At 37.9% G+C, this 13,640-nt stretch carries 15 protein-coding genes; 6 read left to right on the top strand and 9 right to left on the bottom strand.

Going from position 1 to position 13,640, the window contains the following annotated elements:
• Window positions 1-26 precede the first annotated feature (26 nt).
• The 5 genes from REI64_RS16320 (at window position 27) to REI64_RS16300 (ending at window position 3,747) form a co-directional block, all read left to right on the top strand.
• Entirely contained in the window at window positions 27-1,223 is a 1,197-nt protein-coding gene (locus tag REI64_RS16320; RefSeq protein ID WP_308851211.1) for a hypothetical protein, read from the top strand.
• 222 nt (window positions 1,224-1,445) lie between these two features.
• Window positions 1,446-1,607, top strand: coding sequence for a FeoB-associated Cys-rich membrane protein (locus REI64_RS16315; RefSeq protein ID WP_308851210.1), 162 nt, complete (start codon window positions 1,446-1,448; stop codon window positions 1,605-1,607).
• A gap of 3 nt (window positions 1,608-1,610) precedes the next feature.
• A complete protein-coding gene (locus REI64_RS16310; protein ID WP_308851209.1) occupies window positions 1,611-2,198 on the top strand; it encodes a Crp/Fnr family transcriptional regulator in 588 nt (195 codons plus the stop codon).
• A 127-nt stretch (window positions 2,199-2,325) separates the two neighbouring features.
• Window positions 2,326-2,856 (top strand): YceI family protein, encoded by a 531-nt coding sequence (locus REI64_RS16305; RefSeq protein ID WP_308851208.1) that lies wholly within the window; start codon window positions 2,326-2,328, stop codon window positions 2,854-2,856.
• An 18-nt stretch (window positions 2,857-2,874) separates the two neighbouring features.
• The gene (locus REI64_RS16300; RefSeq protein WP_308851207.1) at window positions 2,875-3,747 is read left to right on the top strand and encodes a pirin family protein; all 873 of its coding nucleotides are present in this window, start codon (window positions 2,875-2,877) and stop codon (window positions 3,745-3,747) included.
• Window positions 3,748-3,835: 88 nt separating this feature from the next.
• Here REI64_RS16300 and ispF read toward each other — a convergent pair whose 3' ends face one another.
• Window positions 3,836-4,321 (bottom strand): 2-C-methyl-D-erythritol 2,4-cyclodiphosphate synthase, encoded by a 486-nt coding sequence (gene ispF, locus REI64_RS16295; protein WP_308851206.1) that lies wholly within the window; start codon window positions 4,319-4,321, stop codon window positions 3,836-3,838.
• Window positions 4,322-4,330: 9 nt separating this feature from the next.
• Window positions 4,331-5,503, bottom strand: coding sequence for a type IX secretion system outer membrane channel protein PorV (gene porV, locus REI64_RS16290; RefSeq protein ID WP_308851205.1), 1,173 nt, complete (start codon window positions 5,501-5,503; stop codon window positions 4,331-4,333).
• 442 nt (window positions 5,504-5,945) lie between these two features.
• Between porV and REI64_RS16285 the strand changes: the two genes are divergently transcribed.
• Complete coding sequence (locus REI64_RS16285) at window positions 5,946-7,517, top strand: SUMF1/EgtB/PvdO family nonheme iron enzyme (protein ID WP_308851204.1); 1,572 nt, start codon at window positions 5,946-5,948, stop codon at window positions 7,515-7,517.
• 58 nt (window positions 7,518-7,575) lie between these two features.
• Here REI64_RS16285 and REI64_RS16280 read toward each other — a convergent pair whose 3' ends face one another.
• The 7 genes from REI64_RS16280 to REI64_RS16250 form a co-directional block, all read right to left on the bottom strand.
• Window positions 7,576-8,076 (bottom strand): biotin/lipoyl-containing protein, encoded by a 501-nt coding sequence (locus REI64_RS16280; protein WP_308851203.1) that lies wholly within the window; start codon window positions 8,074-8,076, stop codon window positions 7,576-7,578.
• Between the two features lie 6 nt (window positions 8,077-8,082).
• On the bottom strand, window positions 8,083-8,667 hold the full coding sequence (locus tag REI64_RS16275) for a DUF4159 domain-containing protein (RefSeq protein ID WP_308851202.1): 585 nt from the start codon (window positions 8,665-8,667) through the stop codon (window positions 8,083-8,085).
• 127 nt (window positions 8,668-8,794) lie between these two features.
• Window positions 8,795-9,502 carry a 16S rRNA (uracil(1498)-N(3))-methyltransferase gene (locus tag REI64_RS16270; RefSeq protein ID WP_308851201.1) on the bottom strand — a complete coding sequence of 236 codons (708 nt, stop codon included), beginning with the start codon at window positions 9,500-9,502 and terminating at the stop codon, window positions 8,795-8,797.
• 82 nt (window positions 9,503-9,584) lie between these two features.
• Window positions 9,585-11,006, bottom strand: coding sequence for a hemolysin family protein (locus tag REI64_RS16265; RefSeq protein WP_308851200.1), 1,422 nt, complete (start codon window positions 11,004-11,006; stop codon window positions 9,585-9,587).
• 6 nt (window positions 11,007-11,012) lie between these two features.
• A complete protein-coding gene (locus REI64_RS16260; protein ID WP_308851199.1) occupies window positions 11,013-11,555 on the bottom strand; it encodes an inorganic diphosphatase in 543 nt (180 codons plus the stop codon).
• Window positions 11,548-12,219, bottom strand: coding sequence for a VTT domain-containing protein (locus REI64_RS16255; protein WP_308851198.1), 672 nt, complete (start codon window positions 12,217-12,219; stop codon window positions 11,548-11,550). Before REI64_RS16255 ends, REI64_RS16260 begins: the two co-directional genes overlap by 8 nt.
• A gap of 47 nt (window positions 12,220-12,266) precedes the next feature.
• Window positions 12,267-13,640, bottom strand: a complete 1,374-nt coding sequence (locus REI64_RS16250) for an NADH-quinone oxidoreductase subunit N (RefSeq protein WP_308851197.1) — start codon at window positions 13,638-13,640, stop codon at window positions 12,267-12,269.

Below are 13,640 nucleotides of genomic sequence, written 5' to 3'. Positions count from 1 at the left end.
ACAGAGAGGGGCTTCAATCGTTTCCTATGACACCACACCACCGACAAACCTTCAACGCAAACTTCAGCCAAGAAAAATATCAAGATTTTTTAAAGCAATTGAGTGAAGGATATCCAGAAATAACTTTCAGAGTAGCCGAATCTCCTATCTTCATTCCCGAAGATTTAAAGCAAAAATTAATTGCCGCCGGCGATGAAATTATTACCCTAATTAAGCAAGATAATTTTAAAGAGCTTACCAAAAACGCCATTCCAAAAGAGTGGGAAGTACCGAATGAAAACAGTCACCCCCATTTTTTAACTTTTGATTTCGGGCTTTGTAAGGACACAGATGGAACAATATCGCCTATGCTCATAGAAATGCAGGGCTTCCCTTCATTATATGGTTTCCAAACGCATTTAGCTAAGCAATACAAATCTGCTTATGAGTTAAACGAGAACCTTACACCATTTTTTAACGAACTAACTGAAAAAGGTTATTTCGAATTACTAAAAAAAGTAATTGTTGGCAACCATCAGCCTCATGAGGTGGTATTAATGGATATCGATGCGCTTAACCAAAAAACAGCAATCGACTTCTTTGTTACGGCCAATAAAATCGGTATTAAAATTCTTCCATTAGAAGACATCCGAAGGGAAGGAAATAAGTTATTTTACACGCAGGGCGATGAAAAAGTCCAAATCAAAAGAATTTACAACCGATTAATTTTTGACGAAATAGCTGATGATGTTTCGGTTTTTGAAAACAGTTTTGATCCACGTGAAGAGCTGGAAGTGGAATGGATTACCCATCCAAATTGGTTCTATCGCATCAGTAAATACACTATGCCATTTTTGAGCGGAAGATTTGTTCCCGAAACTAGGTTCTTAAACGAAGTGGAAGCCATTCCTTCAGATCTAGAAAACTACGTGTTGAAACCACTGTTCTCCTTCGCTGGCATGGGTGTAATTATCGATGTAAAAGAAAGTGATATTGCGGCAATTAGTGACCCAGAAAATTGGATTTTACAACGCAAGGTAACTTACGAGCCTGTGGTGCAAGCTCCAGATGGCGGCGTAAAAGCCGAAATTAGATTAATGTACTTATGGCCAGACGGCGAGGATCCGAAACTTTGTGTAAACCTTGCACGTTTAAGTCGGGGTAAAATGATCGGGGTACGCTACAACGCAGATTTTGATTGGGTTGGTGGTACGGTTGGGTTGATGGAAGCCTCTCCCTATTAAAGTCGCTGCTTCAACTCCAGCTTGTTTCTCCCTCGCCAAAAGAGAGGGATTTATCGTACAGTAGGATTAGCCATAAATTAAAGCACAATCTTTCACTCCCTCTCCTTTGGAGAGGGACAGCAGAAATTAATTTCAGCACTTGCTTTAAAAGGGAGAGGCTTTTTACAATCTCTCAACAATCAAACAATTTAGCGATACAACAATTAACCTATATTTGTAAGTATGGATGTCCAGTTCGTTTTAATGATTATAGTCTTCGCTCTTGCATTAGTTTACCTCGGCAGAATTATCTACCGCAGTGTTGCAGCGAAGAAAGACTCATGCGCAACTGGTTGTGGTAAATGCAGTGCAGATTTCAGCAAAGTCCCTGACAATAAATCTTAATTGATGCTAGAGAAATTTCAAGCATATTTAAAAGAGCGCCTTTCTATTACCGATGAACAAGCGCAAGAAGCAACTAGCTGCCTAAAAAGCAAAAGCTTCAAAAAAGGAACGATCCTGTTGAGCCCAGGAGATTTGCGTTCGGAAAATTATTTCATTAACGATGGTTTATTGCGTTACTTCTCTATAGATGAAAAGGGAAAAGAGCACATTTTACAATTCGCTCCAGAAAACTGGATGATTTCTGACCGTAACAGTTCTGTATTTAACGAGCCATCTGTCTTTTTTATCGATGCTATTGAAAACACCGAAGTGCTTATTGTTCCCAATCATTTCTTTGCAGATATCCAAAAACTATTACCACATATCTTAGAATTGAATATCTTGATGTTGCACAATTCCATCCGTTTTATGCAGAAACGCATTAATATGTTATTGAGCGCTACAGCAGAAGAACGCTACCTAGACTTCATCAAACTATATCCAAACTTAACTTTACGCGTACCACAATGGATGATTGCATCTTATCTAGGCATCACACCCGAATCTTTAAGCCGAGTACGTAAAGATCTAGCGAAAAAGCATTTTAAGTAGACAGGTTAACTGTTCAAAAGTCCCCTTCAGGGGATTTAGGGGTTTTCTTAACATACATCAACGTTTAACTAAACCTGCCGCCATAACTTTGTGTTATCAAATTAAAGAACACAAAATTTAAAATATTATGGCAACTACAAAATGGGCTTTAGACCCAACCCACAGCGAACTTCAGTTTAAAGTAAAACACTTAATGATCACTACTGTAACTGGAAACATCAAGTCTTTCAGTGCAGAATTAGCTTCTGAAGGTGATGATTTTACTAATGCTGATATTTCTTTTTCTGGTGATATCAATTCTATTGACACTGGTAACGGCGACAGAGATGGCCACTTAAAAAGCGGTGATTTCTTCGATGCAGAGAAATATCCAGCAATTACATTTAAGTCTACCAGCGTTGAGAAAGATGGCAGTGACTATATCGTAAAAGGTGATTTAACCATCAAAGACGTTACTAAGTCGGTAAAATTAAACGCAGAGTTTGGTGGTATTGCAACAGATCCTTGGGGAAATACGAAAGCTGGCTTTACTTTAAGCGGAAAAATTAACCGTACAGAATTTGGATTAACATGGAATGCAGCTTTGGAAACTGGCGGTGTAATGGTGAGTGAAGAAGTGAAAATCTTAGGCGAACTACAATTCGTTAAACAAGCATAATTTAGAAAGGAGGCTACTATGCCTACATTAAAAAAAGTTGCGGCTATTCTAAACCCACCTGCGCCTCACATGGTTGGAGATGGGTTTAGAGTGCACAACTTCTTCCCAAGCGGACATAAAATTAAAATGGATCCGTTTTACTTACTCGATTATAATGCAAAAATTGAGTTTTCACCAACCAACAAGCTTAGAGGTGTTGGCGTACATCCACACCGCGGATTTGAAACCGTAACCATTGCTTACCACGGGGCAGTAGCGCATCATGATAGCGCAGGCAACAGTGGTGTAATTTATCCAGGTGATGTGCAATGGATGACAGCTGCCAGTGGAATTTTGCACAAAGAATACCACGAAGAAGAGTTTAGCAAGAAAGGTGGCTTATTTCAAATGGTACAATTGTGGGTAAACTTGCCCGCGAAAGACAAAATGAGCACACCAAAATATCAGGCTCTGCCTAACGAAGGTATGTCTAAATACAACCTGCCTAATGGAAACGGAGTTGTAGAGATAATTGCAGGCGAATACAATGGTACTAAAGGCAGTGCATCTACTTTTACACCCATTGAGTTGTACAATTTAAAGCTACAAGCTGGTGCAAAAGTAAGTTTAAACACGCCTGCAAATTACAATACCGCAATGATTGTGATTGAAGGTGCTATAATTGTAAACGGTACAGAAAAGGCATCGGTAAATCAGATGGTGCATTTTGCCCACGAAGGGACAGATATAGCAATTGAAGCAAGCGAAAATTCGGTTGTGTTGTTTTTATCTGGGGAACCGATTAATGAACCAATTGCACAATACGGTCCGTTTTTAATGAACAAACCAGAAGAGCTGCAACAAGCTATTGAAGATTACAACACCGGAAAATTTGGGTATTTGGAGGAGTAAGCCCCTCTCTGCCGTTGGCATCTCTCCCCAAAAGGGAGAGAATATAAAATTATTAAAAGTCTTTGCTAAGTCTCCCCTTTGGGGAGATTTAGAGGGGCTTCTTTTCTATCAAACATACTGCATAAGCAACCACACCTTCTTCCCTACCAATAAAACCCATAGTTTCGTTCGTGGTTGCTTTAATAGAAATATCGTCTACAGAAAGTCCCATTGCAGCAGCAATATTTTCTTGCATTTGCGGAATATGAGGATTAATTTTTGGCGCTTCTAAACAAAGCATCGCATCAATGTTTCCTATCTCGTAGTTTTTTTCCTTTAGCAGTCTTACTGTTTCCTTAAGCAATACAATACTGCTAATGCCTTTCCATTGCGGATCGGTATTCTTAAAATGAAAACCAATATCACGCAGGTTTGCTGCGCCTAACAAAGCATCACAAATGGCATGAAGCAGCACATCTGCATCAGAGTGACCAAATGCACCTTTATGGTGATCTAAATTTACACCACCTACTACAAACGGATGATTATCTTTTAGCTGATGAACATCGAAGCCAAAACCTACTTTTATACCCATTAAAATTTCTTATTTGCTTACCTTATCGATATTCCAAGCCAAAGTAAACCTCAAAGTATTTGCCAATGGGCTATTTTGTGCATTGGCAATTAAATACGAGAAATCAAGATTGAAAACATTGTATTTCAATCCAGCTCCTACAGTTAAATATCTTCTATCTCCCTTATCAGGATTTTCATAGAAATAACCGGCTCTTACTGCAAATTGTTGGTTGTAGGTGTATTCGATACCTGTTGAAATACCAATTTCCTTAAGTTCTTCTTTAAAACCTCCCGGCGCATCACCAAATGAGCCCAATATTCCGGAAGGTACCGATCGAAATGGATCTTTTCCCGCAACAATCTCTCCGTTAATATCTCTAATAGGGTCTGTTGGCACCATCAATTTGTTAAAATCGAGTGCGAAAGTGAATTGGTTGTAATCATCAATAATAAAAGTAGAAGCACCACCTAATTTCATATTTGCCGGCAAAAATCTTCTATTTTGAGTTTCGGCATAACTCATTTTCGTCCCTATGTTTGATAAATTCAAACCTGCCGACAAGATCGCATCCTTGCCAAACAAAACTGTAGGTTTTTTAAAAAACGCTGACACATCTACCGCTACTGCCATTCCTGGTTTTTGCTGGCTACCACCAATTTGTGCTGATGTAAGATTTGAACGGATAAAACGAGCCGATGTGCCTAAAGAGAAATTTTCGCCAAATTTACGAGAATAAGTAGCGTCAAAAGCTAGCTCATTAGGATTGAAAGTGCCTTCGTTACCACCGTTATCATTTGTCAATGAAATATCTCCCAATGAGAAATATCTTAACGAAGCCCCAATTACTGTTCTATCATCTACTTGATAAAAACCACTCAAATAAGCTAAATTAATATCAGGCACCAAATTTGCCAACCAAGGGCTGTAAGACAAACTTACACCGTAAGGTTTATCCAAAAAAGCCAATTTTGCAGGGTTAATGCTCATTGCATTTCCATCTGGCATTACAGCAACTCCAGCTTCGCCCATGGCTCCAGCCCTTGCATCTGGGGTAATTAATAGAAATGGAACATCTGGATATACACCATTTGTTTGGCGAGTACTGCTTCCCGTGCTTGTTTGAGCAGAAGCATCTTGTTTTACAAACACAAAAAGGGATAAAAGCAATAAGGTTCTACTCAAGTAGTTTAATTTCATCATTAAATAGTTAATCTGCGCAATTTAGTATAGAGTTTGGTAATTTCAAAAAAGTATTCCCTCTGCTGCTAAGTTCTTGCTGCAAAACGTAAAAATTTGAAAATTATTGTTCCCCACCACAAAGACTACACCGATACTTTATTATTTAATTATTCTAATGGCTCGTCGGCGAAGAAAAAATTACAAAAAGCGATAGTAAAAAACAGAATTACATACCAACACACACTCAAAATAGGGAAAATATTCCACAAGAAGATTATTTAGAAAGATACTAACAATATTACAAATATTTGTACGTTTACTACCTTTAAACGAGAAAGTTCCGAATTGGCTTAAACATTTTTAATACTCCTTTTTTGAATGTTTTTTGTCGATTAAAAAAGATTTTTTTATTTCTCGTTCTTTTTTTGTGTAATTTTAACGACTAAAGTGCAATTTGCAATATATGAATAGATTTTACTTATACGCATTAGTGTCATTTATCGGTGTTGGAACGTTAAGCTCTTGCGGTGGCTCTAAAAAAGGCAGCGCAGTATCTGAAAAAACTGGCTATGCGTACAACAAAAGAGAAAACGGCGGTTTCGAGGTAAAAAAGGGTTATAAAAGAGGTCCAGGTCCTGGCTTAATCGAAATAGAAGGTGGTGAATTTATTATGGGTGGCAGTGCTATCGAAATTCCTGGGCAGGATATGAGCACTTACAATCATAAAAGACAAGTTACCGTAAGCTCTTTCTATATGGACGAAACTGAGGTTTCGAATACAGACTGGTTAGAATATCTTCATTGGATTAAAACTACATTTAAAGGTAAAGCCGAACTGGCAGAGTATTATTATACGGCATTGCCAGACACTTTAGTTTGGAGAAGACCTTTATCATATAACGAACCTTACGTAAATAACTATTTAAGACACCCAGCCTATGGCGACTACCCGGTTGTTGGGGTAACTTGGCAACAAGCTACTGATTATGCTGTTTGGCGTACCGATAGGGTAAATGAGTTTATCCTTAGAGAAAAAGGTATTATGACTCCCTTCAAGGAGTTAAATAGACCTACTGCAAGAGGTGGTGCTCCAGTAAAAAAATCAGATACCGTATTTAATACAGACATCTATTTAAACGGTCAGATTAAAGATTTAGGCAAAAAAGCACCTGTAGATTTAAGTGCAGATGCAGCTGCTGCTGGAAACAGAGGAAAAGCATTGAGAAACGTAAGATTGGAAGATGGAGAGATTTTTCAGCCATATCGTTTACCAACAGAAGCAGAGTGGGAATATGCAGCTTTGGGTTTAATTGGCAATACGCAGTATGCTAACATTAACGAGAAAAAAGTGTACCCTTGGAACGGCTTGGGCATTACATCTCCTAGAAAATCGACCAGAGGGATGATTTTGGCCAACTTTAAACGTGGCAAAGGCGATTATATGGGTGTTGGCGGCTCGTTAAATGACAAGGCTGGTATTACATCAGAAGTTAAAAGCTTTACACCAAATGATTTCGGCCTTTACAACATGGCTGGAAACGTAAACGAATGGGTGAACGATGTTTATCGTCCTAATACGTTTGAAGCGACAGAAGGCTTAAACCCTTTTAGAGGTAATCAATATTCAGATAAGGAGAGAGATGCTGCATCTAATGTAATTAAGATCGATGGCAAAGGCCGTCCAGTAATGAAAGCTGCTGTATCTGGAGTTAAACAAACTTGGGCACAACTACAAGCTAATTATGTAGATTCTGCTTACAAGGCCGATCAACGTGGATTTAAAGACGAAGAGAAAAACTTAGGCGGTGAGGTAATAACGCTGTACAATGATAAATCTAGAGTTTACAAAGGTGGTTCTTGGAACGATCAGGCCATGTGGTTAAACCCAGCTGCAAGAAGATATTTGCAAGAAGACGAATCTACAGCAGATATTGGTTTCCGTTGTGCCATGACCATGTTAGGTGCCTCTGAAGTAAAATCTGCAGGAAAAGCACAATTTAGAAATAAACCTACTAAACCTTTCAAGGTTAAATAGTTTAACTTAAAAAGAAAGGCCTTTGCGTTTGCAAAGGCCTTTCTTTTGGAATATCTTTTTAAGTAAACTGAATTAAAACAGTATTCTTTTCTATTTTATCGCCTTTGGCAACCTCTATTTTTTTAACAACAGCATCGACTGGAGCTTTAATGATATTTTCCATCTTCATGGCTTCCAATATCACTAAGCTATCTCCTTTTTTCACTTCATCGCCCGCTTTAACCAAAAGGTTTAACACCAATCCCGGCATAGGTGCTTTAATTTGGGCAATTTTATTGGCATTCAAATTATCCATACCTAAATGCTTCAACAATTGGTCTAATTCGGTAGTAACCTGAACATCATACTCGGTTCCGTTCACTTTAATTTTAGCCAGTTTTTCCGAAGCATCAAAATTAACCACCTCTACGTTGTAAGATTGGTTTTGATGGATAATATGGCTAGAACTACCACTTAATTTTAGTTTATCTATTGTTACGGACTGCTGATTGACTTGTAAAACGTCGTTCACAATATCAATATCAAATTGGAAGTGATCGTTAACGATAACTTTGTTCATAAGCTATTAATTGGTTAGCGCATACTGCACTAGGTTTGCACCCATTTTAAGCGCACTAGTTCTACTTTCTTGCGTATCGGAAGGGTAAGTGCCATAATCTTCCCAGCCATTGCCCAAATCCGTTTCATACGAATAATAACAAACTACCTTTCCTTTGTAAACTAACGCAAAACCCTGCGGACGTTTATTATCATGTTCGTGGATTTTTGGTAAGCCGTTAGCAAACTTAAATTTTTGATGGTAGATTTTATGGTTAGCTGGCAATTCTACAAAATCCAACTCGGGAAATACCTTCTTCATTTGCGGACGAATGAACTTATCTAAGCCATAATTATCATCGATATGAAGAAAGCCTCCGCCAATTAGATACTTTCTAAGATTGGCCGTTTCCTGCGTATTAAAAGTCACATTTCCGTGGCCAGTCATATACACAAATGGATAATTGAACAACTCGGCACTGCCCACATCAACGATACCTTCATCTGCGGCAAAGTTGGTAGAAATATTTTTATTGCAAAAAGCGATAAGGTTGGGTAAAGCAGTTCTGTTGGCATACCAATCGCCACCACCGGCATATTTCAGTTTACCCATCTTGTAGGTTGGCGGGCAGGTAAAAGCAGAGAGGAGCAAGACTAAAGCAAAAAGACTAAAGACCAAACACCAAGGCCTAAAGACCAAAGTCCTGAAAACAGACAAATGATAACTGATAACTGACAACTTAATCTCTATTGGTATAATTAACTTCAAAACAAGCCGCCAAACCAGCAGTTTCTGTACGTAGGCGGGTGTTGCCTAAAGTTACTGGTTTAAATCCGTTTTGCAAAGCAAGTTCAATTTCTTTGGGAGTAAAATCGCCTTCGGGACCTATTAAAATTAAATATCGTTGATGAGGTTTGATGAGCTGTGAAATTGCCTTTCTGTCGTCTTCATCAATACAATGTGCAATCAGCTTATCATCTGCTTTGCTCTGTTTAATGAAATCTTTAAAAGAAATGGCTGTGTTTATTTTTGGATGATACGCCGTTAACGATTGTTTAACCGCCGAAGTAACTACCTTTTCCAAACGTTCTTCTTTAACGATTTTTCGCTCCGAGCGTTCGCAAATGATTGGTGTAATCTCGTCAATTCCTATTTCGGTTGCTTTTTCGAGGAACCACTCTAGCCTATCGTTATTCTTCGTAGGCGCAATAGCAATATGAAGGTGGTGGTTACGTTTACCAAATTCGCTTTGCTTTTCAATAACGATTAAATGAACAGCTTTTTTGGTTACTTCGGAAATTTCTGCCGTATATAATCCTCCTACACCATCTATCAAATGCACCTTGTCACCTTGCTTTAAGCGAAGTACCTTATTACAATGGTTACTCTCCTCTTCATTTAAGGTATAACTATTTGAAGTAATATCTGGAGTATAGAATAAGTACATAGTAAAAATAAAGTAACCAAGAGCACAAAATATCTATAGACTTCTAAAAAAGTCTCCCCTTTGGGGAGATTTAGAGGGGCGTCTAGTGCAAGTCGACCATATCGCTCTTATTAATTAAAATTTCAAGCTTTACGGTTTCAATATTTTGCTCTGTTTTTTTAAGGATGGTGAACAGATATCCATAACATTCTTCATTATCGCCAACTTCAGGAATTTTACCGAAAGCATGGGACACTAAGCCCCCTACGGTATCAAAATCTTCATCTTCTGGCAAATCGTGTGGCAAATACTCATTTACATCATAAACGGTAGCGTATGCATTTACAATAAACTCTGTATCTGTTACTTTCTCAACAATAGGTTTTTCCTCATCGTACTCGTCCTGTATTTCACCTACAATTTCCTCTACAATATCTTCTAGTGTAACCATACCTGCGGTGCCACCAAACTCATCTAAAACAATAGCAATTTGAATGCGCTTTTGTTGCAGTTCACTTAACAAATCATTGATTTTCTTTGTTTCAGGAACGAAATAGGGTTTTCTGATGATATCTGCCAGTGTCCAATCTTTCTGACTGGCTAACAATGGAAGTACGTCTTTAGCATGGATAATTCCGATAATCTTATCAATGATTTCATCATACACCGGCATTCTAGAATATCCTTCAGAAATGATTTTTTCTACCACTTCATTTTTAGGAGCGCTCTTTTCAATTCCCGAAATTTTGGTACGTGGCACCATGATATTCTTCACTACACGCTCATTAAAATCAAATACGTTTTTAATCAATTCGTGTTCATTATCTTCTAAAGCGCCGCTTTCCTTTCCTTGGTCTAAGATATATTGCAGTTCCTCGTTACTATGGATAGATTCGTGCCCAGCACTGGTATCTATCCCAAAAGGTCTCAAAATAATGGCAGCTAAACCGTTCAATGCCCAAATAAAGGGCCTAAACAGAATATAAAAGCCCTGCAAAGGAGCTGCAATAAAAAGTGTCGTGGCAACCGGCCTTTGTATAGCTAATGATTTTGGCGCTAACTCACCAAAAACGATGTGCATAATCGTAATAACCGAAAACGCAACTACTGTGGCAGCTGTATGTAAAGCCGCATCGCTAACTTCGATACCGAAGCTATTAAACATGTTTAGAAAGATGGTGTGCATTACACCTTCACCTACCCAACCCAAACCTAGCGAAGCTAGTGTAATACCTAACTGTGTGGCCGCCAAATAGCCATCTAAATGATGAACGATGTTTTTTGCCATTTTACCAATTCTGCTACCTGATTTAGCCTTCACTTCTATTTGGGAAGCTCTAACCTTTACAATTGCAAATTCGGCGGCGACAAAGAAGCCGTTCAAAAACACCAAAAACAACGCGAATAAAACGCGTAGTCCAATCGATCCTCCATCGCTATCAGCAGGAGTAACCACTGCCAATACCGATGTTGGAAAATATGCATTTAATAGTGCCACTAGGGGCGTACCGACGGAGTAAATCATTAAGAATTATCTAAATGTATTATTATAGAGCTCAATGCTCTCATTAATCACCTTGTGGGCATATCTAACGCCTAAAAGATGCTCAATGGTAACTTGTTTATTCTCTAACGCTTTATAATCTTGAAAGAACTTTACAATTTCTTTCATGGTGTGTGGAGGTAACTCGGCCAAATCGTTAATGTAATTAACTGATGGGTCGTTTTTAGCTACCGCGATAATTTTATCATCTTGCTCCCCATTGTCAATCATGTGCATTACACCAATAACTTTAGCTTCGATAATAGTCATTGGATATACATCTACCGAACACAATACCAATATATCCAATGGATCTTTATCATCACAATAAGTTTGTGGAATAAAGCCATAGTTTGCTGGATACATTACTGATGAGAACAATACTCTGTCTAACTTAATTAGGTTAGAATCTTTATCTATTTCGTATTTCGCTTTTGATCCTTTTGGGATTTCTATAATTGCATTTACTGTTTCTGGTAAATTTTCACCAGGAGATACGCTGTGCCACGGATGGGTTTCCTCTTTAATCATCTTTCTTTTGAAACTCTGTTTCTTCTAAATTATTCTTGTTTTTTATTTTATTCTTTACAAAGGTAATCACTAATGGGATAGTTGTTATTGCAATAAATCCAAAAATGATATAACCCAAATATTCTTCAATCTGTTTGGCAAAACTTTTACCTAAAAAATAGCCCAGCAAAGTTAAGGAACAAATCCATAAAAGTGCACCCGAAACGTTATAGAGTACAAACTTCTTAAAATCCATTCTGATAATTCCAGCTACAATTGGCGCAAAGGTTCTTACTATTGGCACAAACCTTCCCATGATTAAGGCAAAAGCACCTTGCTTACGATAATATTCTTCTGCGGTTTTAAGGAATTTTTTCTTGAAGAAGAAAGTATCTTTTCTGGTATGTAATACTGGCCCTGTTTTTCTTCCAAACCAATAGCCTGTGAAATTTCCAGAGATAGCGGCAACGATCAAAGAGAAAACTAATACATAAATATTTACATCTAGCTTACCAGTTGCAACAAACATTCCTGCCAAAAAGAGTAGATAATCTCCAGGTAAAAAGAAACCGAAAAACAGCCCGGTCTCTGCGAAAATCACGAACACAACAAGATAGAAACCGCCTTGGTGCAGCAGTTTCTCAGGATCTATGAGATGTTGTAGATGATTCCAGAATTGTTGCATAGTTCCGATTATTCGTAAAACTACAAATAAAATTCTATATCGCTATGCTATATCAAGTTTAAAATAAGCGAAGGATAAATACCTAAAACTAAGATCACTATTGTTGAAACAACCAGCACCACTTTGTACTGCATAGGTGTATCTAACTCTACTTCTTTACCTTCCTTAAAGTAAACGGCTATAATTACTCTGAAGTAATAATAGAAGCCAATCAAAGCATTTAGGATAGCAATTACTACTAAAATAACTTGATAGTTTTCTAAAACGTTCAGAAACATCACATATTTACCAATAAAACCTGCTGTTAGCGGAATACCTGCCAATGAAAGCATAGCAATGGTTAAAGCCAATGCAGCTAGTGGATTACGTTTTGCTAAACCATCAAAAGCTTCGATATCATCGCTACCTGTTTTCTGCTTTACGTTGATCAATACTGCAAACGCAACAATACTTGCAAAAGTATAAGCCGCTGCATAAACCAATACATTACTTGCAGAATTTGCTGTTAATACGATTAGTGAGAACAACAGATAACCTGCGTGAGAAATACTTGAGTAAGCCAACATCCTCTTGAAGTTCCTTTGGAACAAGGCTGTAATATTCCCTACGCAAAGTGTGATGATAACAATTACCAATAATGCTGGCATCCAGAAATCGTGTAGTGGCTCAAAAGCACCCGCAAACAATCTTAAGAAAGCTGCAAAACCTGCAGTTTTAACCACCGTAGACATGAAAGCAGTGATTAATGAAGGAGAGCCTTCGTACACATCTGGTGTCCAGAAGTGGAAAGGAGCCGCACCAACTTTAAAGCACAAGCCTACCATCATTAAAATAATACCTGGATAAAATAAAGGCGATACATTAGTAACGTTATTTACCAAATTGGTCTGAATTACATCGATATCAAACGAGCCAGTAGCGCCATAAACTAAAGCGATACCAAACAACAAGAAACCTGTTGAAAAAGCACCCATTAAAAAGTATTTCAACGATGCTTCGTTTGAGGCAAAATTTTGCTTTCTGATACCCGCCAAGATATATAGACATACCGACATGATTTCTAAACCCACAAACAGCATAGAAAGGTTCTTGTAAGAAACCATGATGATGATACCGCACAAAGCAAAAAGTATCAACGTGAAATATTCTGCTGTGTTAGGGCTGTTTTCAGCAAAATAGCGCTGTGTTAAAAGGAAAATTAAGAATGTTCCTATAATAGAAATTGCTGCAAAAGCTAATGCAAAGTTATCTATCTGCATCATTTGGAAGTGAACCGTTGGTTGATCCCAAGAGCAAACAGTGAAGCCTAAAGCAACCAAAAGACCAAGCAAGGTGATAGGCAACAAAGCTTTTTTAGCTTTAAATAAACCTGTATAAAGTACTACTAATGCCGTTACGGCAATGGTGATAATGATATTCAT

The sequence above is a fragment of the Pedobacter sp. genome, assembly GCF_031119335.1.
In the GTDB taxonomy this organism is placed as follows: domain Bacteria; phylum Bacteroidota; class Bacteroidia; order Sphingobacteriales; family Sphingobacteriaceae; genus Pedobacter.
This window is presented reverse-complemented; position numbering and strand designations above follow the sequence as displayed.

Coding starts and splice junctions, on each gene's coding strand:
- REI64_RS16320 (WP_308851211.1), top strand. CDS start 27: ATGACACCACACCACCGACAAACCTTCAACGCAAACTTCAGCCAAGAA.
- REI64_RS16315 (WP_308851210.1), top strand. CDS start 1,446: ATGGATGTCCAGTTCGTTTTAATGATTATAGTCTTCGCTCTTGCATTA.
- REI64_RS16310 (WP_308851209.1), top strand. CDS start 1,611: ATGCTAGAGAAATTTCAAGCATATTTAAAAGAGCGCCTTTCTATTACC.
- REI64_RS16305 (WP_308851208.1), top strand. CDS start 2,326: ATGGCAACTACAAAATGGGCTTTAGACCCAACCCACAGCGAACTTCAG.
- REI64_RS16300 (WP_308851207.1), top strand. CDS start 2,875: ATGCCTACATTAAAAAAAGTTGCGGCTATTCTAAACCCACCTGCGCCT.
- ispF (WP_308851206.1), bottom strand. CDS start 4,321: ATGGGTATAAAAGTAGGTTTTGGCTTCGATGTTCATCAGCTAAAAGAT.
- porV (WP_308851205.1), bottom strand. CDS start 5,503: ATGATGAAATTAAACTACTTGAGTAGAACCTTATTGCTTTTATCCCTT.
- REI64_RS16285 (WP_308851204.1), top strand. CDS start 5,946: ATGAATAGATTTTACTTATACGCATTAGTGTCATTTATCGGTGTTGGA.
- REI64_RS16280 (WP_308851203.1), bottom strand. CDS start 8,076: ATGAACAAAGTTATCGTTAACGATCACTTCCAATTTGATATTGATATT.
- REI64_RS16275 (WP_308851202.1), bottom strand. CDS start 8,667: ATGGGTAAACTGAAATATGCCGGTGGTGGCGATTGGTATGCCAACAGA.
- REI64_RS16270 (WP_308851201.1), bottom strand. CDS start 9,502: ATGTACTTATTCTATACTCCAGATATTACTTCAAATAGTTATACCTTA.
- REI64_RS16265 (WP_308851200.1), bottom strand. CDS start 11,006: ATGATTTACTCCGTCGGTACGCCCCTAGTGGCACTATTAAATGCATAT.
- REI64_RS16260 (WP_308851199.1), bottom strand. CDS start 11,555: ATGATTAAAGAGGAAACCCATCCGTGGCACAGCGTATCTCCTGGTGAA.
- REI64_RS16255 (WP_308851198.1), bottom strand. CDS start 12,219: ATGCAACAATTCTGGAATCATCTACAACATCTCATAGATCCTGAGAAA.
- REI64_RS16250 (WP_308851197.1), bottom strand. CDS start 13,640: ATGAATATCATTATCACCATTGCCGTAACGGCATTAGTAGTACTTTAT.